This window comes from Sphingobacterium sp. E70 (genome assembly GCF_019285695.1).
GTDB lineage: Bacteria > Bacteroidota > Bacteroidia > Sphingobacteriales > Sphingobacteriaceae > Sphingobacterium > Sphingobacterium detergens.
Window position 1 is genome coordinate 2,642,835 of the sequence record NZ_CP079104.1, and the last position, 24,502, is coordinate 2,667,336.

26 protein-coding genes and 6 pseudogenes are annotated in these 24,502 nt (G+C 41.1%); 15 read left to right on the top strand and 17 right to left on the bottom strand.

Going from position 1 to position 24,502, the window contains the following annotated elements:
- Window positions 1–82 precede the first annotated feature (82 nt).
- From KUH03_RS18875 to KUH03_RS18935, 10 genes and pseudogenes are all read right to left on the bottom strand, one after another.
- Window positions 83–364 carry a DUF4974 domain-containing protein gene (locus KUH03_RS18875; RefSeq protein WP_257097101.1) on the bottom strand — a complete coding sequence of 94 codons (282 nt, stop codon included), beginning with the start codon at window positions 362–364 and terminating at the stop codon, window positions 83–85.
- Window position 365: 1 nt separating this feature from the next.
- Window positions 366–512: a hypothetical protein gene (locus KUH03_RS18880; protein WP_257095751.1), complete on the bottom strand. Its 147-nt coding sequence runs from the start codon at window positions 510–512 to the stop codon at window positions 366–368.
- Window positions 493–726 (bottom strand): FecR family protein, encoded by a 234-nt coding sequence (locus tag KUH03_RS18885; protein WP_257095753.1) that lies wholly within the window; start codon window positions 724–726, stop codon window positions 493–495. Before KUH03_RS18885 ends, KUH03_RS18880 begins: the two co-directional genes overlap by 20 nt.
- Before the next feature lie 30 nt (window positions 727–756).
- Window positions 757–1,260, bottom strand: a complete 504-nt coding sequence (locus KUH03_RS18890) for a hypothetical protein (RefSeq protein ID WP_257095755.1) — start codon at window positions 1,258–1,260, stop codon at window positions 757–759.
- 150 nt (window positions 1,261–1,410) lie between these two features.
- Window positions 1,411–1,572 (bottom strand): RNA polymerase sigma factor, encoded by a 162-nt coding sequence (locus KUH03_RS18895; protein ID WP_257095757.1) that lies wholly within the window; start codon window positions 1,570–1,572, stop codon window positions 1,411–1,413.
- Window positions 1,547–1,996 carry an RNA polymerase sigma factor gene (locus tag KUH03_RS18900; protein ID WP_257095759.1) on the bottom strand — a complete coding sequence of 150 codons (450 nt, stop codon included), beginning with the start codon at window positions 1,994–1,996 and terminating at the stop codon, window positions 1,547–1,549. Before KUH03_RS18900 ends, KUH03_RS18895 begins: the two co-directional genes overlap by 26 nt.
- 239 nt (window positions 1,997–2,235) lie before the next feature.
- Window positions 2,236–2,675, bottom strand: a pseudogene (locus KUH03_RS18905) (Rrf2 family transcriptional regulator).
- 151 nt (window positions 2,676–2,826) lie between these two features.
- Complete coding sequence (gene pafA, locus KUH03_RS18910) at window positions 2,827–4,416, bottom strand: alkaline phosphatase PafA (RefSeq protein ID WP_257095761.1); 1,590 nt, start codon at window positions 4,414–4,416, stop codon at window positions 2,827–2,829.
- Between the two features lie 233 nt (window positions 4,417–4,649).
- Window positions 4,650–7,434 (bottom strand): annotated as a pseudogene (gene uvrA, locus KUH03_RS48775) (excinuclease ABC subunit UvrA).
- Between the two features lie 78 nt (window positions 7,435–7,512).
- Window positions 7,513–7,656, bottom strand: a complete 144-nt coding sequence (locus KUH03_RS18935) for a hypothetical protein (RefSeq protein ID WP_257095769.1) — start codon at window positions 7,654–7,656, stop codon at window positions 7,513–7,515.
- A gap of 232 nt (window positions 7,657–7,888) precedes the next feature.
- On the opposite strand from KUH03_RS18935, the gene KUH03_RS18940 reads away from it, so the two are divergent.
- The 10 genes from KUH03_RS18940 to KUH03_RS18985 all read left to right on the top strand — a co-directional run bounded on the left by KUH03_RS18940 (window position 7,889) and on the right by KUH03_RS18985 (window position 13,018).
- Window positions 7,889–8,173, top strand: coding sequence for an ecotin family protein (locus KUH03_RS18940; protein ID WP_257095771.1), 285 nt, complete (start codon window positions 7,889–7,891; stop codon window positions 8,171–8,173).
- A complete protein-coding gene (locus tag KUH03_RS18945; protein WP_257095780.1) occupies window positions 8,139–8,396 on the top strand; it encodes an ecotin family protein in 258 nt (85 codons plus the stop codon). The genes KUH03_RS18940 and KUH03_RS18945 overlap by 35 nt, the downstream gene beginning before the upstream one ends.
- A gap of 411 nt (window positions 8,397–8,807) precedes the next feature.
- Window positions 8,808–9,653, top strand: coding sequence for a TonB-dependent receptor plug domain-containing protein (locus KUH03_RS18950; protein ID WP_257095782.1), 846 nt, complete (start codon window positions 8,808–8,810; stop codon window positions 9,651–9,653).
- A gap of 1 nt (window position 9,654) precedes the next feature.
- Window positions 9,655–9,837 (top strand): hypothetical protein, encoded by a 183-nt coding sequence (locus KUH03_RS18955; RefSeq protein WP_257095784.1) that lies wholly within the window; start codon window positions 9,655–9,657, stop codon window positions 9,835–9,837.
- Window positions 9,834–10,193, top strand: coding sequence for a hypothetical protein (locus KUH03_RS18960; RefSeq protein WP_257095786.1), 360 nt, complete (start codon window positions 9,834–9,836; stop codon window positions 10,191–10,193). Before KUH03_RS18955 ends, KUH03_RS18960 begins: the two co-directional genes overlap by 4 nt.
- Window positions 10,194–10,214: 21 nt before the next feature.
- Window positions 10,215–11,159 carry a TonB-dependent receptor gene (locus KUH03_RS18965; protein WP_257097105.1) on the top strand — a complete coding sequence of 315 codons (945 nt, stop codon included), beginning with the start codon at window positions 10,215–10,217 and terminating at the stop codon, window positions 11,157–11,159.
- Between the two features lie 35 nt (window positions 11,160–11,194).
- On the top strand, window positions 11,195–11,815 hold the full coding sequence (locus KUH03_RS18970) for a hypothetical protein (protein ID WP_257095788.1): 621 nt from the start codon (window positions 11,195–11,197) through the stop codon (window positions 11,813–11,815).
- Window positions 11,816–11,928: 113 nt separating this feature from the next.
- Complete coding sequence (locus KUH03_RS18975) at window positions 11,929–12,483, top strand: SusD/RagB family nutrient-binding outer membrane lipoprotein (protein WP_257095790.1); 555 nt, start codon at window positions 11,929–11,931, stop codon at window positions 12,481–12,483.
- Window positions 12,459–12,722 carry a hypothetical protein gene (locus tag KUH03_RS18980; RefSeq protein ID WP_257095792.1) on the top strand — a complete coding sequence of 88 codons (264 nt, stop codon included), beginning with the start codon at window positions 12,459–12,461 and terminating at the stop codon, window positions 12,720–12,722. The genes KUH03_RS18975 and KUH03_RS18980 overlap by 25 nt, the downstream gene beginning before the upstream one ends.
- Window positions 12,683–13,018, top strand: a complete 336-nt coding sequence (locus KUH03_RS18985) for a SusD/RagB family nutrient-binding outer membrane lipoprotein (RefSeq protein WP_257095794.1) — start codon at window positions 12,683–12,685, stop codon at window positions 13,016–13,018. Before KUH03_RS18980 ends, KUH03_RS18985 begins: the two co-directional genes overlap by 40 nt.
- Window positions 13,019–13,296: 278 nt before the next feature.
- On the opposite strand, the pseudogene typA reads toward KUH03_RS18985, so the two are convergent.
- The 6 genes and pseudogenes from typA to KUH03_RS46170 form a co-directional block, all read right to left on the bottom strand.
- Window positions 13,297–15,101 (bottom strand): annotated as a pseudogene (gene typA, locus KUH03_RS18990) (translational GTPase TypA).
- Between the two features lie 78 nt (window positions 15,102–15,179).
- Window positions 15,180–16,370 (bottom strand): glycine C-acetyltransferase, encoded by a 1,191-nt coding sequence (gene kbl, locus KUH03_RS18995; RefSeq protein WP_257095796.1) that lies wholly within the window; start codon window positions 16,368–16,370, stop codon window positions 15,180–15,182.
- A 275-nt stretch (window positions 16,371–16,645) separates the two neighbouring features.
- Window positions 16,646–17,218: an ABC transporter permease gene (locus KUH03_RS46155; protein WP_306429635.1), complete on the bottom strand. Its 573-nt coding sequence runs from the start codon at window positions 17,216–17,218 to the stop codon at window positions 16,646–16,648.
- Window positions 17,219–17,255: 37 nt separating this feature from the next.
- A complete protein-coding gene (locus tag KUH03_RS46160) occupies window positions 17,256–17,891 on the bottom strand; it encodes an ABC transporter permease (RefSeq protein ID WP_306429636.1) in 636 nt (211 codons plus the stop codon).
- A 151-nt stretch (window positions 17,892–18,042) separates the two neighbouring features.
- Window positions 18,043–18,276 (bottom strand): annotated as a pseudogene (locus KUH03_RS46165) (DUF2147 domain-containing protein); the annotation flags it as partial.
- Window positions 18,261–18,461, bottom strand: a complete 201-nt coding sequence (locus KUH03_RS46170) for a hypothetical protein (protein ID WP_306429637.1) — start codon at window positions 18,459–18,461, stop codon at window positions 18,261–18,263. The gene KUH03_RS46170 and the pseudogene KUH03_RS46165, both read right to left, overlap by 16 nt.
- Window positions 18,462–18,928: 467 nt before the next feature.
- Between KUH03_RS46170 and KUH03_RS19010 the strand changes: the two genes are divergently transcribed.
- The 3 genes from KUH03_RS19010 to KUH03_RS46175 all read left to right on the top strand — a co-directional run bounded on the left by KUH03_RS19010 (window position 18,929) and on the right by KUH03_RS46175 (window position 21,307).
- Window positions 18,929–19,270, top strand: coding sequence for a phage holin family protein (locus KUH03_RS19010; RefSeq protein ID WP_257095798.1), 342 nt, complete (start codon window positions 18,929–18,931; stop codon window positions 19,268–19,270).
- Between the two features lie 193 nt (window positions 19,271–19,463).
- Window positions 19,464–21,062 (top strand): heavy metal translocating P-type ATPase, encoded by a 1,599-nt coding sequence (locus KUH03_RS19015; RefSeq protein WP_306429638.1) that lies wholly within the window; start codon window positions 19,464–19,466, stop codon window positions 21,060–21,062.
- Window positions 21,056–21,307: a hypothetical protein gene (locus tag KUH03_RS46175; RefSeq protein ID WP_306429639.1), complete on the top strand. Its 252-nt coding sequence runs from the start codon at window positions 21,056–21,058 to the stop codon at window positions 21,305–21,307. Before KUH03_RS19015 ends, KUH03_RS46175 begins: the two co-directional genes overlap by 7 nt.
- A gap of 179 nt (window positions 21,308–21,486) precedes the next feature.
- Here KUH03_RS46175 and pgi read toward each other — a convergent pair.
- Window positions 21,487–23,131 (bottom strand): annotated as a pseudogene (pgi, locus tag KUH03_RS48780) (glucose-6-phosphate isomerase).
- A 394-nt stretch (window positions 23,132–23,525) separates the two neighbouring features.
- On the opposite strand from pgi, the pseudogene KUH03_RS48785 reads away from it, so the two are divergent.
- Together KUH03_RS48785 and KUH03_RS48790 are read left to right on the top strand one after the other, a co-directional pair.
- A pseudogene (locus KUH03_RS48785) lies at window positions 23,526–24,072 on the top strand (PCRF domain-containing protein).
- On the top strand, window positions 23,960–24,496 hold the full coding sequence (locus KUH03_RS48790; RefSeq protein ID WP_373564755.1) for a peptide chain release factor-like protein: 537 nt from the start codon (window positions 23,960–23,962) through the stop codon (window positions 24,494–24,496). Before KUH03_RS48785 ends, KUH03_RS48790 begins: the two are co-directional and overlap by 113 nt.
- The last annotated feature ends 6 nt before the right edge of the window (window positions 24,497–24,502 follow it).

Sequence of the window (24,502 nt, forward strand, 5' to 3'; positions counted from 1 at the left end):
TTGGTCGTAATTTATTGGTCAAATAATTAAGGTATACTGCTGTCCCCGCTCAGCAGTGGTTAGTTAGATTGCATAGGTAAAACTACATCATCAGAATCACCCTCCTTTCTTTTGCTCCCCAAGGAGTGATTTGATATTTTATCTGTCCTGTTCTCCGCAAGATGGACAACACTTCTTCTAATGTCTTTTCTTTGGAAATGACTCCTGTAAAGCCCAAGTCGTCAGCTTGGCCGAGTACCCTAACATCTATGCCATACCAGTGCGACAACTCCGCTCCGATCTCTTCCAAACCTGCATTAAAAAATGAAAATTCATTATTTCGCCAAGCATTAACATTGGATAATAAGGCCGGAGAAACATCGATATTAGTCTTCCCAGGATCGACAACGCTGCTGCTCCGGGGTCAAAATACGGACTTTCGATGCAGTAGAAACGGCAACACTACCTTCCATCAATGTTGTTGTGGTTCGATTACCAGTATAGGCCTTAGCATTAAAATGCGTCCCCAGCACCTTGATTTTTGATCATTTGAAACCACCACAAAAGGTTTCTGCTTATTATGCGAAACTTCAAAATAAGCTTCTCCTCCAGATAAACGACACGTTCGGATCCAACAAAATTAGCATCGTAACGTAATTTAGTACCCGTATTGAGCCAAACTTTGGTTCCATCAGTCAACACGATTGCTCCAGTTTTACCCGTTGGAACGTTAATTTCCTGTACCATAGGTTCGGAGGCATTCTCAAATTTTTGATTTCAAAAAAGAATCTTCATTTGTTGTTTTGCAGCAGCGTATTGCGTTTTGCTACTATCCGTCAACTCAATTTTCTCGCCATTCGGCAGCGTTAATGTCATCAGTGATTCCACTTTGGGGCTTTCCATATGTTTATTCGTGACAGTAACAGCGGTAGTGCTTGAAGCTTCCTCATATGCTTTATATTGATACCCTCCTACATAAAGAATTAGTATTGCTGCCGCAGCGGCCGCCCATGGCCATAAGCGGATCAAAATGGATGGTTTCGTTTTAATCTCTTCTCCAGTGAGCAGCGATTCTAAGATTGGGTATTGGTTTTTCGATTGGGTATACAGTTCCTCAATAATGTCCTCTTCCTCCAGCTGATCATCCATTGCTGCATCCATATACATTTCCAGTTCCTCACGAAAAGATTCGTCAGCGAATAATGCTACCAACCAAGCGGCCTGCTCCGGCGTGCAGGTGCCGGCTAAGTATTTCTCGAAAATCTCCTTTTTATCGTACATAATAATCGCTCAAATCACAGCCTTAATAACCTTAATACGGAGAAGGCATAGAAAGTCTATGCTTAGAAAATCATTTTTTTTAAAAAATTTAAAATTAGGTTTAAGGAGGATAAAAAGACTTTTGAGACTAGCCTTATGTGAAGCAAATCCCTAGTTAAGAAGCCCCAAAAGTGTTATCAACAGCATAAACAGTTTGGCTCCGAGTTCCTGTTTTAAAAAACGCATAGCTTTGGCCATGTGATCTTTTACAGTACCAACTGAAACTTCATGGATCTTCGCGGCTTCTTCATAACTCTTTCCTGGAATTTGCACAACAGGAAGATTTCTCTGCGCTTGGGGGTAATTTTTCTATCGCTTTTGATAGTTCATCAGATAGCTGTTCCAACGTATCATTGGCTTCGTCCAGTTCATAATATAAGGTTGCCTGTGTCAGAAGTGCTTTACGCACAGCTTCATCTGTAGCTGATTGGCGAAAATAATCAATGGTCAGGTTACGGGCTATTGTATGTAGCAATGACCAAACACCTTTCTCGGGAATAATTTTGGCGCGCATATCCCATAATCGTACGAAGGCAATTTGATGTATTTCCAACACATGCTCCTCGTCTGGTAGCAATCTGTTCAGCTTGTGCAACAAGGTGGGAGAATAGTGTTCATAAAGCTTAGAGAAAGCCATTTTGTCTCCCTTAATTAAAAGAGAAACCAGCTTAACCTCATCATTTTCATCGTTTTTCAAGTGATCTGTCCGTATATTATGAATGCCCTAAAATTATAAAATTTATCTTATTCTAAAGCAAAACTCCAATTATTGTCTATGCCAATAAATCATCATGCTAAAGGGCCTTATTCTGCCAAGATATGTTTTTAGAACCTTCAGTATAAAAAAACAGCAGTAAGCTTGCGCCACTGCTGTCTATACTATTCATTGCAAACAAGCTTTTTTGTCTAGTCTGCAGACGGCATCGAACAAGTCGATTATTCGACGTTTAGATTCAATTCTTTTTCTTTATTGATTAAATGTGCAATGCTGGTGTCATTCAAAATTTGCAGCATCGCATTCCGCACTTCCACAAATGTATCACGGATGCCACAGGCATGCTCTTCGGTACACTCTTCACAGGAACGATAGAAATTTAGACTGACACAAGGGAGCAAAGCAATCGGTCCATCGATCAGACGCATTACCTGAGATAAAAATACATCCTCTGGAGCTTTATTTAGACTATAGCCACCACCTGCACCTTTTTTACTATAGAGAATCCCTGCGTTGCGCATTTCAAGGAGAATCTGTTCCAAGAATTTTTTGGAATATTTTCTTCCTGTGCAATCTTAACGATCTGCATAGGTTCATTTCCGTAGTTACGACCGAGCACCATAAGTGCCTTAATTGCATATTTTGTCTTTTTGGAAAGCATAATTTGTTAACCCCTGTTGAATTGCAAATTTACGTTTTTTATTCAATAGAATAAAACCTATAAAACTAGCCTGTAAAAGAAAAGCCCTTAGCACAATTTACCCATTGAATATCCTTATGCTAAGGGCGAATATTATTTGATCATCTAATTGCTATTGGCCCAATACCGCTGTAATGGGTTTACCGATACTTCCATTGGGTTCGGTAATATGCAATAGTGATGAAATTGTAGGCGCAATATCGACAATATGGACCTCGGTATTGGACACACCAGGCTTAATGCCCCAGCCCATAAATACCAATGGAATATGGGAATCATATCCCGACCAAGTACCATGTGTCGTACCCGTAGATCGTGGCGTACCATCATACCATTGTGGTTCACAAACGATTTGGATAACACCACTGCGTTTGTAATTATACCCATTGATCATTTTTTCACGCACAGGCTCCGGAATCATTAGGCCTTCGCTCTTTTCCATATCTGCGACATATGCAACACCTTCGGTGTGGCGCAATTCGCGAATAATTGTCTCTTTAATTTTATCCCGATCCAATTGAAGCGAATCAATGATTTGATTATTCAAATGAACCTGATAATTCATCATACTCTTGACGATTTTTTCCTGTCCAAATTTCTCTTTCAACTTTTTGTTTAGATCCGAAATAATCTGACGGGAATAGAAATAACCGCCGTTTCCTTTCATATCCATATAGAATCTAGAGTTGTAAGAAGCACCATGGTCAGCTGTCAGGAAAAAGGTGTAATTGCCTTTACCAACAGTATTATCCAGATAAGCAAAGAAATCGGCCAGTTGTTTGTCCAATTGCAGATAAATATCTTCAATTTCCACAGCTGTCAATGAGTAACGGTGTCCAACATAATCTGTCGCCGAAAGACTGACACAAAGGAAATCGGTATTTTTAGTTGGGTTATTTCCCATCTGCTCATTTTTGATGGCTTCCATTGCCAGATCTAAGGTAAACTGATTACCCATTGGTGTTGTTTTGATCAACTCAAGACCTTCGTCTTTCATCAACTTAGATGTCGCACGCGGCAAGGTTGGTTTCTCTTCACCTGGATATTTTCCCTCATAGATATTATCATCAGCAATACTATTCGCTGCATAAGTACTCACATCGTACATCGGCTTCCAGTCTGCCTTTAGGTATTTTTCCGCTAACTTTTTCTTATTGAAATCAACGACCCACTTCGGTAATTGATCCATATAAAAATTGGAGGTAATCCAATTGCCTGACTTCGCTTCAAACCAATAAGCAGCATCCGCAAAGTGACCAGCAGGTAATATACCGCCTCTGTCTTTAATTGCAATACCAATGACTTTAGATTTAAAATTTGACGCCAGTTTCAACTGATCGGTTACTGTAGATGCCAGTAAATTACGTGGGGATTGTTTTCCTTCTTTCTCTGTAGTACCTACACCAACGACATTGTCATCTTGGGTACAATACATATTCTTGCCTGTAAGCTCCTCGATCCAGTCATTCCCCGCAATACCGTGGATTGAAGGAACAGAACCAGTGTATACCGAACTGTGTCCTATAGCTGTATAGGTCGGAATATAATTGATCAGGGTATTCTCACAGGAGAAGCCTTCTTTCAAAAGTCGCTTGAAACCATCATTTCCATATCGGTCCGCAAAACGATATAAATAATCCCAGCGCATCTGATCCACCATCAGACCGACGACCAATTTGGGTCTTTCCGGTTGTTGTGCCATGGAGGAGAGTGCGGCTATTCCAAATACGACACTTAAAAAAATCTTTTAATCATAGTTATAGTATTGAGTATTGAGATATTAGATTTGAGACGCTCAAAATACGAAGTCTCCGACTTACCTAAATCTCCTTTTTTACTTATTAATTTTAACCGTTGACTTTACTAATCTTAGTTCCTAACTTCAGCAGCCACTGCGCAGGCCCCTTCGTTTAATAACGAATGCTAATGTAGGATTTAATCTTTTAAATGTGTTTTTAAAAATTGCCCTGTATAAGAATCTTTACAATGCGCAAGATCTTCTGGAAGTCCCGTAAAAACCACCTTTCCACCTTTATTACCTCCTTCAGGGCCAATATCAATTACCCAATCCGCCGACTTGATCATATCCATATTATGCTCAATGACCAAAATACTATTCCCGAGAGCAATCAAAGCATCAAACGATTTTAGCAGTTTTTTAATATCCTGAAAATGCAAACCAGTAGTCGGTTCATCAAAGATAAACAGGGTCTTCTTGCTGTTATTACCTTTGATCAGAAAGGAAGCAAGTTTAATCCGTTGGGCCTCACCACCTGAGAGCGTACTGGAAGACTGCCCGAGCTTTACATACCCCAGACCAACATCTTGTAATGGCTGTAACTTAGCCAATATCTTAGGCTGATCGTCAAAGAAGACAATGGCTTCATCCACGCTCAGTTCAAGTATATCCGCTACGGATTTACCTTTATACTGCACATCTAGCACAAACTGTTTGAAACGTTTTCCACCACAGGCCTCACATGGAAGTACGATATCCGCCATAAATTGCATCTCGATCTTCACTTCCCCCTCACCTTGACAGACATCACAGCGGCCGCCCTCGACATTAAAAGAAAACGCAGCAGGTTTCAATCCCGCAGCTTTGGATGCAGCTTGATTAGCATACAAGGCCCTGATCTCATCCCAAGCCTTAACATAAGTCACTGGATTGGACCTTGAAGAACGACCGATTGGATTCTGGTCAACCATTTCGATCTGTTCTACTTGTGCAATATCGCCTTCTATGGAATCATATACACCTGTTTGTTCACCAGAATAATTACCGATTGATTTCTGCAATGCCGGATAAAGAATCCGTTTTACCAAGGAGGTCTTTCCTGACCCCGATACCCCTGATACAACAGTAAATGTATTTAATGGGAACTGCACATCGATCCCCTGAAGATTATTTTCATGCGCCCTTTACAGTAATGCTATTGGACCATTTTCGCCGTTTTTTTGGAACTTCGATCTGGCTCTTGCCACTCAGATATTGACCTGTTAAGCTCCTATCATCTTTTAGGATCTCACTATAGGTTCCAGCAAATACCATCTCTCCGCCATTGATCCCTGCTTCAGGGCCAATATCGATCAGATAATCTGCTGCCTCCATCATTTCCTGTTCATGCTCAACCACAACAACTGTATTACCTACATCGCGCAAGGATTTCAGTACCGAAATCAAACGCTGTGTATCGCGCGGGTGCAACCCAATACTCGGCTCATCCAATACATAAATTGAGCCAACGAGCGAACTTCCGAGCGAAGTGGCCAAATTGATCCGTTGCGATTCTCCCCAGATAATGTATTGGACAGACGGTTTAAGGTAAGGTAGCTTAAACCTACATCACATAGAAATTGTAGCCGGTTATTAATTTCGGCTAGTAGGCGTTTGGCGATCACCTTTTCATTTCCTTCCAGGGACAAATCTGTAAAAAATGCCAAAGCTTCTTCAAGAGGCATCAATACGATATCGGTAATTGACCTACCACCCACTTTGACATAGGTCGCATCTTTGCGCAATCTTGTTCCTCTACAGTCCGGACAGTCGGTCTTACCACGATAACGTGATAACATCACGCGATATTGAATTTTATAAGTCTGTTCTTCAAGCTCTTCAAAGAACTGGTTAAGCCCTGTAAAATAACTATTTCCCGTCCAGAGTAATTCTTTTTGCGCTACGGTCAGATCTGAATAGGCACGGTGTATCGGAAAATCAAACTTTAAAGAATTTTTTACCAGCACCTGTAACCATTCGCCCATTTTCTCTCCTCGCCAAGGAGCAATAGCTCCATCATAGACAGAACGACTCTTATCTGGTATAACAAGATCTGGGTCTATACCAATGATCTTCCCATAGCCTTCACACCGACGACAGGCACCATAGGGATTATTGAAACTAAAGAAGTTGGGACTAGGCTCCTCAAAAGTAATTCCATCGAGTTCGAACTTATGTGAGAAATGATGTCTTTATCCTTTTCTTCGATATACAATTCACCTTTACCCTCAAAAATCCCGTTTGAATGGAATCGGATAATCGATTAATGGTATCATCATCCTGCTCGATACGTACCCGATCCACTACGATCAATACCTCACCGTCCTGAATCGTTTCATTGGCCATGCTCTTATCGTCAATAATGCTTTCGATTTTTTGCATTTTATCTTGATAAACGACACGGACAAATCCTTTCTGCAGTAAGAGAGACAACTCTTCTTTGAGCTTTCGCCCGTGGGAAGGCACCAATGGAGCCAAGAGTGTGACAGATTCTCCCTCGTCAAACTTCAGCGCAAAATCTACCACCGAACTCACGCTATCTTTAGTCACCTCCCTGCCTGATACAGGAGAAATCGTCTTACCGATCCTTGCATATAGTAATTTCAGATAGTCGTATATTTCGGTAGAAGTTCCGACAGTAGAGCGGGGATTACTGGTAATAACACGTTGTTCAATCGCAATCGCTGGAGCGATCCCTTTGATGTAATCGACTTCGGGTTTATTCATCCGTCCCATAAACTGTCGTGCATAGGAAGAAAGACTTTCAACATACCGTCGCTGCCCCTCAGCATATAGGGTATCAAAAGCGAGGGAAGATTTTCCCGAACCCGACATTCCTGTAATGACAACTAATTTATTTTTGGGAATATCAACATCAATATTTTTCAGATTATTGACTCTAGCCCCTTTTATTTGAATATATTCTTTTGGAGTATGCTCCACTTTTTACTCATAATAATCCTTATCTCACACAAAGTTACGCAATCTTGGCTGATTATAGTCGCTATGAATTAAAAGCTCTCACGAAAAAATACAGCCGCTGTCATGATACAGTTCTATGAATTTAGAGGTCGCCTTTTTCATTTCAGCGACAGCATAATCTACGGCTCTAGCTGTTAATGCCATATAGGTCAGCGACGGATTTTGCGTTCCTGTTGAGGTCATAAAGGCACCATGATTTGTTACAAAACAAACGATGAACAAATGCATTACCCAGAGCTTATCGGAGGGAACTCTTTTAAACCTTTCACTGGGTCAACAAACAATTATTCTAAATATTTATTCATTACCAATTAATCCTTCTGTATTTTAAGTCGTCTTAGAAATATAGTTTTACAAAACAAAGTAGCAATAGTGATAGAAATTGCGTTTAAAGAATAAAATAAAAAAAAAGGTTATGAGAAAAAATGTATTTAAAGTTATGGTCATGATGCTATTCGTTTTCGTCGCATCCACAACAGTAAGTAAAGCACAAATGGTAATTGATAAAATAGACTTAAATATTTTTCCTGCAGCGGAAAAAGGATACAAAAAAATGGTTATCGAAGTTCCGTATTCGGAGAATGATAAGAATAAGAAGATTGAATTCTCTGTAGGTAAATGGATGGAGGTAGATGGTTGTAACAATTTTAATCTAGCTGGTTCCTTTGAGAAAAAAAGATCTTCAAGGCTGGGGTTATGATTACTATGTATTTAAAACGAATGGAAATGTAGCAAGCACAATGATGGCATGCCCAGATCAAGCAAAGCGCAATCTTTTTGTAAGTGCTCAACCTGAGACCGTACGTTACAATGGTCGCATGCCTATCGTTATTTATGTCCCTGAAGGCTATGAAGCGCAATTCAAAATCTACACAACGGATGGGGATACCTACCGAGCTGCTGAAGTCAGAGAAAAGAAGTAAACATACAGTTTAGTTACTTAAAATAATAGCAAACAAGCACTGCTTGTGACGGAAAGTCTCCAATAAAAATTGGAGACTTTTTTTTATATGCTGTTTAAAAAAGGTCAACATCATTATTTCTCTCGTTACATTTCTCTCAAAAATTGGCAAGGATACTTTCAAGAACATGATTTACACGACATTACAACAACCAAAAGATCTTAATACTATAAACTTAACACTCGGTTAGTTTAGTATTAATATACAAAGTTTAATATTGCTTACGTTTTCAGACATAAGTATAAAATGATCATGTTTAATCAACCTTCATTACATCTACCAAAAATTGCAGTACTCACGTGTATCTTAACGACGTTATCTGCAAAGGGTTTTGCCCAATCCCAAACATTTCAGGGAAAGCTGATTGATTCAGTGAGTCAGGATGCAATTCATGGCGCAACCATTCGAAATTCTCATCTGAGTAAATTAGTTTCATCAGACCAGGCAGGAAATTTTTCCATTCAGGCGCAAATCGGAGACACTTTACGTATAGGTTTTATGGGTTATCTTCCCAAAAGCTTTATTATTTCAAATCAGGGGCCTCTACAGATTTCGCTATCTCCCAATCAACAATCGCTCAATGAAGTTGTGGTAACTGCCTTAGGTATAAAAAAAGAAAAGCAAGCCATCGGTTATTCCGTACAGGAGATCAAAGGAAAAGATCTGGTAAAAGCCCGTGAACCAAATGCGATCTCTGGCCTTGCTGGCCGAGTATCCGGCCTGACAATTACGCCAAGCACAAATCTATTTGGAGACCCTGGTATCACATTACGCGGAAGAAGCAATATTCTTATCGTTGTGGACGGAATGCCGATCAATACAGACTCCTGGAACCTTAGTCCGGACGACATTGAATCCTATTCGGTATTGAAAGGAGCGAATGCAGCAGCCTTATATGGAAATCGCGGACAGAATGGCGCCATTGTCATTACGACCAAACGAGCGAAGACGGAGGATAAGGGCTTTCAACTAGAGTTCAACTCGAGTACACAATTGCAAACAGGATACAATGCGATTCCTAAGATTCAAACCGAATACGGTCCCGGTTCAAATTTTCAATATGCCTTCAAAGATGGACGTGGTGGTGGAATAAACGACAATGACTATAATATTTGGGGCCTCGATTTGAAGGGCAGCTTATCCCACAGTACAACAGTCCCATCGATCCTAAAACGGGCGTTTTGGTTCCGCTTCCTGGGAAGCTCGTGGGAAGGATAACTTGAAGAAATTCCTTCAAAATGGATTGTTAAGCACCAACAATATTGCTATTTCAAGTAAAACGGAGCGTGGGGACATTCGCCTATCAGCTTCTCAGCTATTTCAACGCGGCACAACACCGAATACAAAACTCGGAGGCACAAATATCAATTTAACAGGGGGATCAATGCCGGAAGCAAATTGAGGATAGACGCAAGCATCAATTACAATAAACAGTATTCGCCAAACTACCCCAATATCGCCTATGGGCCAAACAGTCCCATTTATATCCTAACACTATGGGGTGGCGCGGACTATGACATTAATGATCTGAGGAACTATTGGCAACCAGGCAAAGAAAATGTGCAACAGTACAATCGTGAATACACGATATATGACAACCCTTGGATGACAGCTTATGAAAACCTACGGACTTATGATAAAGATGATATTTACGGCTATGTTTCCGCTAATTACAAATGGAACAGCCATCTCTCTTTCAATGCACGTACCAGCGCAAGTACCTGGAACAGGAACCGAACCATCAAAATTCCAATCTAGGCCAATTTATACAATTACAATATTGGCGGAAGCCGTGTCGGTGGTTACCAAGAGACGTACGATACCTTCTGGGAAAATAACACCGAAGTTTCATTAAAGTATCAAAACCGCATTTCAGAAGACATCGGCTTCACGGGGTCGGTATTCGGAAATTTACGAACAGTAAGTGCAAAATCTTTGTTTGCCCGTACGGATCGAGGTTTGACTGTCCCTGGAGTTTATGATCTAAGCAATTCGGTCATGCCAACCGTATCGACCAACGACCGTGCACTGCGCCAAGTCGGGAGTGCCTATGGTTTTGTGGATTTTGACTACAAAAATATGCTGTTTTTAAATCTGACTGGTCGATTTGATAAGTCGTCGACCATGCCCATAAAAAATAACACCTATTTTTATCCATCTGCTTCCTTAAGTGCCGTCATATCGCAGATGGTATCTTTACCCAAAGTGATCTCATCGCTGAAAGTGCGCGGTGCCTATGCAAATGTTGCCAGTGATTTTGTCAATGAAACGGCACAATATGATATCTACAAGCTTCTGCCAGCCTATACTAATTATGGTCGCTGGGCAAATTCCATGACTGGTGTCACCTATACAGATGTATTACCGAATCCGGATCTCGTAGCGGAGCGTGTAAAGACTGCGGAGATCGGCTTGGAAACCCGTCTCTTTAACAACCGTCTCGGCGTAGATTTAGCGGTATTCCGAAACCTAGAAGGTCCCCGAATCATCGAGCTAGCCACATCGGTCACTTCAGGTGTAAAAGCAAGACAAACCAACGGCTTGACTTTACTGCGAAAAGGAATCGAATTGAGTATCGACGCAACAGCAATCCAACGTGAACGCTTTAGCTGGAATGTATTGGTCAATGCATCGACCAATCATGCCTGGTTGCACGATATAGATGGCCATCAGACCCGATCAGGGATGTACGCATCGGAGAACGCTGGGACAGCTTCTATGTAAATGATTTTCAACGCGATGAAAAAGGGAATTTAATCGTGGGAACCAATGGTCTGCCGGCCTACAATCCTTACGTCAGCAAGATTGGATACAGCGATAATAAGTTCACCGCAAGTATCAGCAACAGTTTCCGTTACCGTGATTTCAACTTTAGCTTTCTAGTCGACGGCCGCTTTGGAGGATTGATCAAAAATGTGCAGGATGCCAAACAATGGGGTTCAGGAACTCACCCTGAATCGGCCAACAGCTATCGCTTAAAAGATTGGGAAAACAGAGACAGCAAAGACTACAAGGGTTCGATCATGACCGAGGGGCTAAAAATTGTCAAAGGCCAATTGAGCACAGACCAAGATGGTAAAATAATCTCTGATACACGGGAGTTTGCACCAAACGACATCCCCGTTCTATGGCAAAACTGGGCTACCAATTATTACCAATCCGGACCGATTAGTGCAAAAGACAGGACATTTGTCAAATTACGGGAAATTGTCTTCAGCTACAACCTTCCGGCTAGTTTACTGAAAAACGCTAGATTTTTACGTAGCGCAAGCGTATCCCTCGTCGGCCGAAATCTATTATACTTTACCGGAAAAGGCACAAAAACATGGATCTGGATCAATTTACCGCCGCCAGTTCGGATTACCAGACTCCATCGGTAAAAAGCTTTGGTCTAAATATTAATGCAACTTTTTAAAGATTTTAACACATCAAGATATTTTCAACCATGAAATACTTTAAATCAGTCTTACTTTTATTGCTCTTTGGCAGCACGTTGAGCTCCTGTAAAAAAATCGAAGACCTACAAAAGGATCCCGCAGCCGTGTATGATCCTGCCCCCAAACTGCTCTTTACAGGTATATTAATGCGATCTCATGATGCCCCATGGAGCGAAGACCATCGTTACAATCAGTACATGACCCAAAATGAGGCCTATTATACTGGGCAGCCATACAGCTGGACGACAGGTTCCTTTGACACACCTTATGGTGTACTACGAGATGTATATCGGATGGAGATCGAAGCGGCTAAAACACCCGAATTAGGTGCTGTGTACCTCACGCTAGCCAAATTCTTCAAAGCCTATTTTTTTGTCCGCACAACCGAAATGTTTGGCGATATTCCAATGGCAGATGCGCTAAAGGGAGAGGCCAACAACAACTTTGCACCTCGGTACAATACCCAGCTGGAAGTGTATCAGCAAGTGCTCTCCTGGCTAGAGGAGGCCAATACAGAACTGGCTGGTTTTAAAGAGAAAGGCACTATACTTGAGGGTGATTTCTTCTATAACGGAAAGACGGAACAATGGCAGAAGTTGGTCAACTCCTGAAACTGCGTGTACTGTTAAGCCTGAGCAAACGCGCCGATGATAGTCCTGCGCTACGCATTAAAGAGCGATTTGCAGAGTTGTTGACCAATCCTTCAAAGTTCCCGTTGATTCTTGATAATAGGGACAATTTCCAGTTGCAATACAATGCTATCAATACCTATCCGCTCTGGCCTACTGATGGTGTGATTATCAAAAAGATGTGCGGAATACCTTGGGAGCAACCTACTTGGATATCCTAAAAACAACCCGGGATCCACGATTGCTGGTTCAGGCATTACCAGCCTCTGCTTTACCATTTGATCCGACAAAACCGTTTGAGGCCTATCAGGGTGGCAAGACCGGTGACCTACAAAGCACCCTCCTGAAACAAGCAACCGAGGGCCAGCTTTCCATGATCAATTTTGACTATTGGCTCGCTTCACCTTCGGGTTTACCATCCATTCAGCTTGGAGCTTCTGAGGTACAATTTGCGCTTGCAGAAGGGATCAATCGTGGTTGGAGCAACGTCGTACTGGTATACCGGAGTTCAATGTAGGTCCGGCAAATGCCAACAACAACCAGATCCCTAAACGCTGGGCTTATCCGAAAACGAATATAGCACCAACGAAAGCAATTTAAAAGAGGCTTTGCAACGGCAGTTTAACGGATCAGATACACAAAATGATGTGATCTGGTCTATCAAATAAACAAAATCAATACGATCGCTTGTCCCATTCAATTTATATAAAGGCAAAGAAGAAAAAGAAGCTGATATTAAAAAAGCCATCGAAATAGTATTTCGATGGCTTTTGTCTTATAATCTTTAGTTACCTACTATTGAAATTTTTTCGCGTTTACTTTACGCTCATTTTCTGTCAAGTAGATTTTACGCAAACGGATAGATTGTGGTGTAACCTCGATGTATTCGTCCGCTTGGATATATTCCATAGATTCTTCTAGAGAGAATTTAATTGCCGGAGCGATACGCGTGTTATCATCTGTACCAGATGCACGCATATTTGTCAATTGTTTACCTTTAACAATATTGATCGTTAAGTCATTGTCACGGATGTGCTCTCCTAAGATTTGTCCTTCATAAATATCCACACCTGGATCAACGAAGAACTTACCTCTATCTTGTAACTTATCAATAGAATAAGCAGTTGTTGTACCTTTATCCAAAGAGATCAATACACCATGCAAACGTCCAGGGATTGTTCCTCTCCAAGGCTCGTATCCTTTCAAACGGTGTGCCATAACAGCCTCTCCAGCTGTAGCAGTCAATACGTTGTTACGTAGACCAATGATACCACGAGAAGGAATTTCGAACTCAAGATGTTGCATTTCACCTTTCGTTTCCATCACTAAAAGCTCACCTTTACGTTGTGTTACCAACTCGATCACTTTACCAGAAACTTCTGCAGGAACGTCAACAACCAACACCTCGATAGGCTCACATTTCTTGCCGTCGATCTCTTTCAAGATTACTTGCGGTTGACCTACTTGCAATTCGTACCCTTCGCGACGCATTGTTTCGATCAATACAGATAAGTGAAGGATACCACGTCCATATACCAACCAAGCGTCTGGAGATTCAGTAGGAACGACACGTAATGCCAAGTTCTTTTCTAATTCTTTTTGTAGACGATCGTGAATATGTCTAGAAGTAACCAATTTACCTTCTTTACCAAAGAATGGTGAGTTATTGATCGTGAACAACATATTCATTGTTGGCTCATCAATGCTAATAACTTCCAATTGCTCTGGGTTGTCAAAATCAGCGATTGTATCACCGATGTCGAAACCTTCGATACCAACAACAGCACAAATATCACCACATTTAACTTCTTGTACACGACGACGGCCTAAACCTTCAAATGTATGCAATTCTTTTACACGTGATTTCACGATCTTACCATCACGTTTTACCAAGGAGATTGGTTGACCTTCTTTAATTATACCACGAGCTACACGACCAATAGCAATACGTCCTACGAACGTAGAGTAATCCAACGACGTGATCTGCATTTGCAATGTACCTTCAACAAATGGTGAAGGTGGGAAGTGATTGATGATCGCATCTAATAGTTCAGATACATCTTCTTTCTTTTCTTTCCAATCTGTTGACATCCAACCATGTTTGGAAGAACCATATAATACTGGAAATGCCAATTGCTCCTCTGTAGCATCTAGGCTAAAGAATAAATCAAATACATTTTCGTATACTTCTTCTGGGCGACAGTTTTCTTTGTCCACTTTATTGACAACAACCAAAGGTTTCAAACCTAAGGATAATGCTTTTTGTGTAACGAAACGTGTTTGCGGCATTGGACCTTCGAAAGCATCCACTAGCAATACAACACCATCAGCCATTTTCAATACACGCTCAACCTCACCACCGAAATCGGCGTGACCAGGTGTATCAATAACGTTAATTTTACTCCTTTATATTCAACAGAAACGTTTTTAGCGACAATAGTAATACCGCGTTCACGTTCTAAATCGTTATTATCCAGAATTAAATCACCTGTACCATCATTGTCTCTAAAAAGATTTGTGAAGTGTAAGATTTTGTCTACCAACGTAGTTTTACCGTGATCGACGTGAGCGATAATCGCTATGTTTCTAATATTTTGCATCTAGCAAGTAAATTTGTTTTTAAATTCAGGGTGCAAAGATAAACATTTTGCACCATAAAATTTATAACTATGTGTATTTTATTTAATTACACCTAATTCTTTACCTACTTTAGTAAAGGCGGCGATAGCTTTATCCAAGTGAGCAAGCTCATGTCCTGCTGAAATTTGAACACGAATACGAGCTTTTCCCTGAGGTACAACAGGATAGTAGAAACCGATCACATAAATACCTTCGTCCAACATCTTAGCAGCAAAAGCTTGTGCAAGTTTCGCGTCGTAAAGCATCACAGGGACGATTGGGTGGAAACCTGGTTTGATATCAAATCCTGCTTCCGTCATTTTTTCACGGAAATATTTGGTATTGGATTCAAGTTTATCACGCAAAGCGGTTGTCTCACTCAGCATATCCAAAACCGCAACAGAAGCGCCTGCAATTGCTGGTGCCAATGTATTTGAAAATAAATAAGGGCGTGAACGCTGACGTAACAAATCAATGATCTCTTTTTTACCTGATGTGAAGCCACCAGAAGCACCACCAAGGGCTTTACCAAGTGTTCCGGTAATGATATCTACGCGATCAATCACGTTGAAAAGTTCATGCGTACCGCGGCCTGTGGCACCAATGAAACCTGTACAATGCGATTCATCGATCATCACCAAAGCTTGATATTTGTCAGCAAGATCACAGATCTTGTCCAATGGCGCTACTGATCCGTCCATAGAGAATGCACCATCAGTAACGATGATTTTGTGTCTTGCTCCTGAGGCTGCCTGCAACTGTGCTTCTAAATCTGCCATATCTGCATTCTTATAACGGAAACGTTGCGCTTTACACAAACGTACACCATCAATGATCGAAGCGTGGTTCAATTCATCGGAAATAATTGCGTCCTCAGCACCAAACAATGGTTCGAAAACACCGCCATTCGCATCGAATGCCGCAGCATATAAAATCGTATCTTCTGTTCCTAAAAACTGGGAAATCTTTGCTTCTAATTCTTTATGTACATCTTGTGTACCACAGATAAAACGTACAGAAGACATGCCATAACCATGTGTATCAATGGCCCGCTTTGCCGCTTCGATAACCTTCGGGTGAGAAGATAGTCCCAAGTAGTTGTTTGCACAAAAATTGATGACTTCCTGCCCTGTGCTCACTTTAATATCTGCTCCTTGAGGGGTAACAATCACCCGCTCTTGCTTATACAATCCCGCTTCTTTGATTGCTTCCAATTCCTTTTGTAAAACTGGTTGTAATGTATTGTACATAATTCGAATTTATTTTTTTATACAATATTACAGTTTTTCTTTGGTGGAAACAGCCTGTTTATTGAGAATTCACCTCAAATCAATGTTTTGATAACATTAAACCGTTTGCACAAATTTATACCACCCTTTCATTTCCTTCCTTTTGCAACGAATAATGGCATCATCATGGAATAGATAACTGGCAAGCCTCCTCGGGTCACGGGCAGCATGACAGCGGAGTGTTAAATGTAGCAACTGATAGGGATCAACATGTATTAATTTAATACAGATTTGGTTTATTCGTAACGCAGCGCATCCACGGGATCTAATTTCGAAGCTTTTGATGCCGGATAATAACCAGATAACATCCCCACAAGACCACATACTGCAAATCCAAGAATAATAGCTGCCCAAGGAATAATAAAGGATGTACCCAGCTGAAGGGCCAATAAATTACCGATCAGGATGCCTATAAATATACCCGCGACGCCGCCCATCATACAGATGACAATGGCCTCCATCAAAAATTGCTTACGTATCACACTGGGTGTAGCCCCTATTGCCTTCCGTATACCTATCTCCCGTGTTCGTTCGGTAACCGACACCAGCATGATGTTCATCAATCCAATAGATGCACCAACAAGGGTAATAAAAGCAATCACGACAGCTCCTAGGGTCACCATCGCCATATTCTGCATAAGCATTTGTGCTACAGCATCGGATTTGGTAATCTCAAAATCATTGGTTTGTCTTGCAGATAGCCCGCGAATATTCCGAAATACAATGGAAGCTTCTCCAATTGCAGCTTCTAATCGCATTGGATCATTAGAAGAAACGGTGATGACATAGGAAGGTTCCACGACCTGCATAACAGATCTTGCTTTCACCAAAGGGATAAAACACGCTCTATCGCCCCCATACCTGCAGAGGACCCTTGCTTTTCAGCACGCCTATCACCTGATAACGAATGTTATTGACTGTGATATATTGCCCTATTGGATCTATGATTTCACTAAAAAGCATTTTACTGACCTCGCTACCAATAATAATCACGGCTCCACCGGTCTCCACATCCCGAACAGAGAAATTCCGTCCCTCACTGACTACATATCCTGAGGTTTGAAGATAATTTTCATCTGTCCCGATGAGTCCAATATTTGGATTGGTTTTTTTGGATTGAAATTTTACGGTCGAATTCCAGGTGACATTGGCACTGATGGAGGTTATCGCGTTAAAATGAAAATTCTGTCTGAAACGGGATGCTTGGGCATAGGTTATATTTGCGAAGACCTTGGATCGAGTTCCACCGGTACCAATCTGAACATTTATACCCCGATTTCGAATATTGAATGAGTTGGAGCCCATGGAGGAAAAAGAATCCGTGAGGGAATTTTTCATGGCGTCAATAGATGTCAACACGCCAATCAGGGCCATCATCCCAATAGCTATAATCAACGCTGTTAAAAATGTCCGAAGTTTATTGCCTACAATAGATTGCAGCGCAAGTTTTACGTTCTCAACATACGACATTTTTACGGACATACAGCGATTATTATAATTTGCAGATGAAAATACTGTTATTCCTCCACAAAACCAAAAGGCAATTTATTCTAATGAAATAAATTGCCTTTTTATACCAAACCATTGCCATCAAGAAGGTCGGTTTTGGGTTGCTCGCTTTGTACCTATCAGTTTATCCTCTTCCAGGTTTCAGTCCTGCCCAATAAGCTGACCCCACATAGCCACGTATGTCAAGTTTATCACCTTTTAAAGTCATTTTACAGCTATAGGTCTTTCCTGTTTTTGGATCATAGATTTTTCCATCCGCATAGGTATTTCCGTCTTTTGTAAAATTGGTCAGGATCTCCAATCCCTGAACCGCCCTACTCTGAAGCGCTTTGTCAGGATTTTTCACATCTTTCTTGGGCTGTCCGGACTCATTGTTTGGAAATTTAAGCCAGTAGAGTTTACCGAAAAATTTGTCTCCTTTTTATAAATCTCCACACGCCCCTCACCACTTGGGTTTTCCCATTTTCCGATGATCGGATCTGTTTGTGCAAACAATGTTACTGTAGCAAGTAACATGATGAATGACATCATAATTTTCTTCATTGGTCTACTATTTATGAGTTATAACTAAAAAACGATCGCTAGTCTCTTATTTATTAATATAAATAAATATACAAAATATTTACTATGCTTGCATACATTTATATTCTGTGATTTCAATTTATTTAAATAGACACAAAGATTCGCTTTTGGTTTAACTTTACACTCCTCATTATCAAGTCTTATTTGGGGCTTATTCAACCTCGCATGACTCTTAGTACGCCCTTCTTTGTAAATCTTATCCCTTTTTTCTGTCGTTTCGCTATAGATCACGTACTGAATCGATAAGGAAACGGTAGCGAATTAATCGTTGACTTCCGAACAAGATCTAAGCAGATCCGGACAAAGGGTGAGAAAAGAGCAAACGAAATACCAGTTTATCAGCATTTGTACATTAAATTTTGGCATCGCGTTTGCACGATAGTTTTTATATTATTACTTTATTCACTGTTTATAAATTAGCGCATATTATGAAATTTATTATTAGTCTTTTACTCACCGGAGTTATTGTCGCAATCGCTTGTTGGATTATACCGGGTGCAAAAGTTGCTGGTTTTGGCTGGGCTATTGTCACAGGATTGGTTATCGGGTTTGTCAATGCTACTGTAGGTTCTATTTTGAGGCTGTTCACCTTTCCTTTGAACTGGCTAACGCTGGGTCTGGTTTCCTTTATTATCACTGTTTTAATGGTCTTGCTTTCAGACTCACTCCTTGGAGACAAGTTTAATGTGGATGGATTTTGGACTGCGGCCTTATTTGCCATTGTTGTCGCAATACTAGAAATGATCATCGGAAGTACTTCAAAAGACTAAAATTATATTTATTGAATAGAAAAGGCTGTTTTTCATATATGAAAAACAGCCTTTTCTATTTCAGCATGGCGAATGTCTTACTGATGGTACGTCTATTTTGAAAGCCTCTTTATCTGCCATTTTTATTAAGCCTCCACTCGCTTTTTAAGCTTAAAATAGCTAAATTTATATTATTTAATAGACCCCTCGATATATGTGCGAACACAATCACGAGCATAGCCATACAGAAAAAGATACACCTTGGTGGATTTCACAACGCAAACTCCTTATAGCGCTCATCATATTGATCACACTGCTGATACTCAAGTACGCATTTAAGATCACACTTCCGTTTTACGCCTCTCTCCTTCTAAATGGCATTGCTTACCTATTGGCAGGTATTCCGGTTATCCAAATGGCTTTTCGAAAAGCAAAGCGTGGCGATTTCTTCAACGAGTTCTTTCTAATGAGCGTGGCAACCTTGGGCGCATTCGCAATACGGGAATTTGAGGAAGGCGTAGCTGTCATGGTATTTTATCAGATTGGCGAATGGTTTCAGGATACCGCGGTGGACAACGCAAAAAAATCCATTAAATCACTATTGGATATCCGTCCGGACAAAGTCTCTGTCTTGCGAGATGGAAAACGAGTGGATGTCAACCCTAAGACGGTTGAAATCGGTGAAATTATCCTCGTCAAAGCGGGCGAAAAAGTCGCTCTGGATGGTAGACTGATCAATGAACGGGCGGCGTTCAATACCGCAGCGCTAACCGGAGAAAGCAAACCGGACACCAAATATAAGGGTGACACTGTTTTCGCAGGCATGATAAATCTAGAAACAGTTGCTGAAATCACTGTAGTCAGCTCGTTTCAGGACAGCAAATTGAGCAAGATATTGGAGATGGTGCAGGATGCGACAGCGCGCAAATCTAAAACACAGCTCTTTATCTCAAGGTTTGCAAAAATCTACGTCCCTATTATCTTTGCGCTGGCACTTCTGGTACTTATCGTCCCTATATTCCTTGTCAGTGACTATAGCTTTAGAGACTGGTTTTACCGCAGTTTGGTCTTTTTGGTGATCAGTTGTCCTTGTGCACTCGTGGTCTCGATCCCCTTGGGTTACTTCGGCGGAATAGGATTGGCCTCCAGAAATGGAATACTATTCAAAGGCGGCAATTTCCTGGATACCATCACTACAGTTGATACTATTGTTATGGATAAAACAGGTACCCTCACCGAAGGTGTTTTTGAAGTAAAGGAGGTACACGCTGTCAATGGACAAGCGACAACATTACTGGATTATGCCAAGGCCATTGAATCAAATTCTACCCATCCTATTGCCAAGGCAATAGCTAGCTACCATCCGGGAGACAACTCATTCATTACTGAAGGGATTGAGGAAATCGCAGGCCATGGACTCAAAGCAACGATCAACAATAAGCTTGTCCTCGCTGGCAATAGTAAATTGCTGGACAAGTTCAACATTCGCTATCCGGAAGAAATAAAGCAAATTGTCTATTCCATTGTATTGATTGCCATAGCGGATCAATATGCGGGCTACATTACCGTTGCAGATCGAAATAAGCCTGATGCAAAAGAGGTTATTTCGGCTATGCAGGCTCGAGGCTTATACACGGTCATGTTGTCCGGTGATAAAACAGCAGTAGTAGATGAGGTCGCGAGGGAACTTGGTGTTGACAAAGCTTACGGGGACCTTCTACCCGAAGATAAAGTAAGTCATGTACAGAGACTGATTGACGAAGGACGCAATGTCGCTTTTGCCGGAGATGGCGTCAATGATGCCCCGTGGTAGCTTTAGCTCAGGTAGGTATAGCAATGGGTGGATTAGGAGCAGATGCGACCATTGAAACGGCAGATGTCGTGATCCAAAATGATGAGCCCCATAAAATTTTATCCGCAATCAAAATTGGTAAAATTACCCGCAATATTGTTTGGCAGAACGTCATCCTAGCAATGGGCATAAAGATTATTGTCTTGATCTTGGGTGCCGGGGAGTTGCAACACTTTGGGAAGCTGTTATCGCTGATGTTGGGGTAGCACTCTTGGCGATCCTAAATGCCATCCGTATACAAAATAAAACTGTATAAGCTAATTCGCTAGCAGAAGAAAACTGTGCAAAATCGGTAAAACATAAGCGGCTGACTTTTCCCAAAGTCAGCCGCTTATGTTATATAGTGGTATCAGTATTCCTGAATGCCATGTACTTTCCGGTCATCTTAGTCACGCCAGGATTTATATGTATTGATCAATCCATTGGTAGAAGAATCATGACTAGTGATGGGATTATTATCACCTAATTCTGGTAGAATCTTATTGGCCAACTGTTTACCCAGTTCAACGCCCCATTGGTCAAAACTGTAGATATTCCAGATCACACCTTGCACAAAAATCTTGTGTTCATACAGGGCAATGAGTCTACCCAGTGTACGTGGCGTCATTTTTTAAATAAAATAGAGTTTGTTGGTCGATTACCCTCAAATACTTTATACGTTTTCAATTCCGCCACCTCTTCATTGGATTTACCCGCTTTTTGTAATTCGGCAACAACCTCTTCCTCCGTTTTACCGTTCATGAGTGCCTCTGTCTGTGCAAAGAAATTAGACAATAAAAGCTGATGATGGTTGCCTATTGGATTAAGGCTGTTTGCTGGAGCAATAAAATCACATGGTATCAATTTTGTACCCTGGTGGATCAATTGATAAAAGGCATGCTGTCCGTTTGTTCCAGGTTCCCCCAAATGATCGGTCCGTCTGGTAGTCTACACGCTCGCCATTCCGGTCTATATATTTTCCGTTGCTCTCCATATCCCCTGCTGGAAATAGGCCGCGAAACGGTGTAAGTATTGATCATAAGGAAGAATGGCATGGCTTTCGGCTTCAAAGAAATTATTGTACCATATACCAAGCAAAGCCAATATCACCGGAATATTTTCCTCAAAGGCGCTGGTTCTGAAATGCTCATCAGCATCGTATGCACCTTTTAAGAGTTCCTCGAAATTATCAAAGCCAATAGCTAAGCTAATGGAAAGTCCGATTGCAGACCATAGGGAATAACGTCCGCCAACCCAATCCCAAAATTCGAACATATTTTGTGGGTCTATTCCGAAAGCCTTTACTGCATCCGTATTGGTGCTCAACGCAGCAAAGTGTTTAGCAACGTCCTGTTCGCTCGCTCCCTTACTTAGAAACCAATCCTTAGCGGTATGCGCATTGGCCATCGTTTCCTGTGTTGTGAAGGTTTTGGACGCAATCAGGAACAAGGTTGTTTCGGGGTTTACTCCTTTAGCGTTTCAGCGATATGTGTACCATCTACATTAGAGACAAAGTGTACATTCAGCCTGGTCTTGTAAGCTTTTAAGGCTTCGGTAACCATTACTGGTCCCAAATCAGAGCCACCAATACCGATATTAACAACATCCGTGATCTCCTTGCCTGTATAGCCTTTCCATTCACCGGAGAGAATCTGCTCTGTGAACGTTTTCACATGTGCCAACACGCTTTTAACAGCAGGCATCACATCCTTTCCATCGACAAAAACAGGTTGATCGGATTGATTTCTCAATGCGGTGTGCAAAACGGGTCTGTTTTCGGTCACATTGATCCGCTCACCCGCAAACATAGCCGTGATTGCTTCGGAGAGCTGGCATTCCTTTGCTAACTGGATCAGCAGCGCCATTGTCTCTTCGTTTACGCGATTTTTAGAATAATCTAAAAGAATATCCTCGAAAAGGATCGAAAACTTCTCAAATCGCTGTGGGTCTGCCACGAAAAGCTCACGGAGGTCCTGCTGATTGATATCAATATAATGATCTACCAAATATTGGTAGGCTTTGGTTGTTGTAAAATTAATTTTTGGAAACATACTGTTTTTGTTGAAATTATTTGTTTTAAACCGCTAATAAGAACCTTCCGTATTTTTTCATTACACCTTGCACAGATCGCAAAATGAAGGTTTATGCTGTTGATGATATCAAAACTAAAAAAAAAGGTCAAATATTAGTATTGAGTGGAGAGTATTGCAGAATTAGCGGCCAGCAGTACAAGTCTACGGCTTATAATGTTATTCTTAATATAGCTGGCTACAGTCTTAATAACATATTGAATTTAAGAACGGATTTATTGATTAAAAATATCTACATTAGCAGATATGACAAAAGAACAAATTCAAGACTTGAGGGATCGTGTTACTTCCCTGAGGAGGCATCTTTGACATCGATGTCCGTAAAGAAGAAATAGAAAGAGATCAAGCCATTACAATGGAAGCAACTTTCTGGGATGACTCCAAAGCGGCAGAGAAAATACTGTTGGCCATCAAAAACCAGAAAGTATGGACAGATCATTTTGATGAAGTTGCTTCAGCGGTTGAAGATACCTATGTAATGTACGAGTTTTTTCAATCTGGAGACGCAACTGACAAAGAACTGGACGACCAGTATAAACTTGCATTGGAACAGGTCGAAGAACTGGAGTTCAAAAATATGCTCAGTGCAGAGGAGGATCAGCTGGATGCAATCTTACAGATCACTGCGGAGCTGGTGGTACTGAGAGTTGTGACTGGGCAGCCATGCTGATGCGGATGTATATCATGTGGGGGGAGAAAATGGGTATAAAGTCACCGAACAGGATTCTCAGGAAGGGGATGTTGCCGGAATTAAAAGTGTAACTCTTCAACTATCTGGAGACTTTGCATATGGCTACCTTAAAGGTGAAAACGGAGTACATCGACTGGTTCGTATATCGCCGTTTGACTCAATGCAAAACGACATACTTCCTTTGCCTCGGTTTATGTATACCCCTGATTGATGATAATATCGAAATAGACGTCAAAGATTCAGAAATCGAATGGGATACCTTCCGTTCTGGAGGTGCTGGCGGTCAAAATGTAAACAAAGTAGAAACAGCTGTACGACTCCACCATAAACCCACAGGCATTATTATCAAAAATCAGGAAACGAGATCGCAATTGCAAAATAAGGAAAATGCGTTACGCCTATTGAAATCACAATTGTATGAGATTGAAATGCGCAAACGACAAGAAGCCTCCGCTGCGATCGAAGGAAATAAAAAGAAAATCGAATGGGGATCCCAAATTCGTAACTATGTTCTACATCCTTATAAATTGATCAAGGATTTACGCACAAATTACGAAACATCAAATACACAAGCGGTATTGGATGGAGACTTAAATGATTTCTTAAAAAATTATTTGATGGAATTTGGCGGTTAATCTATC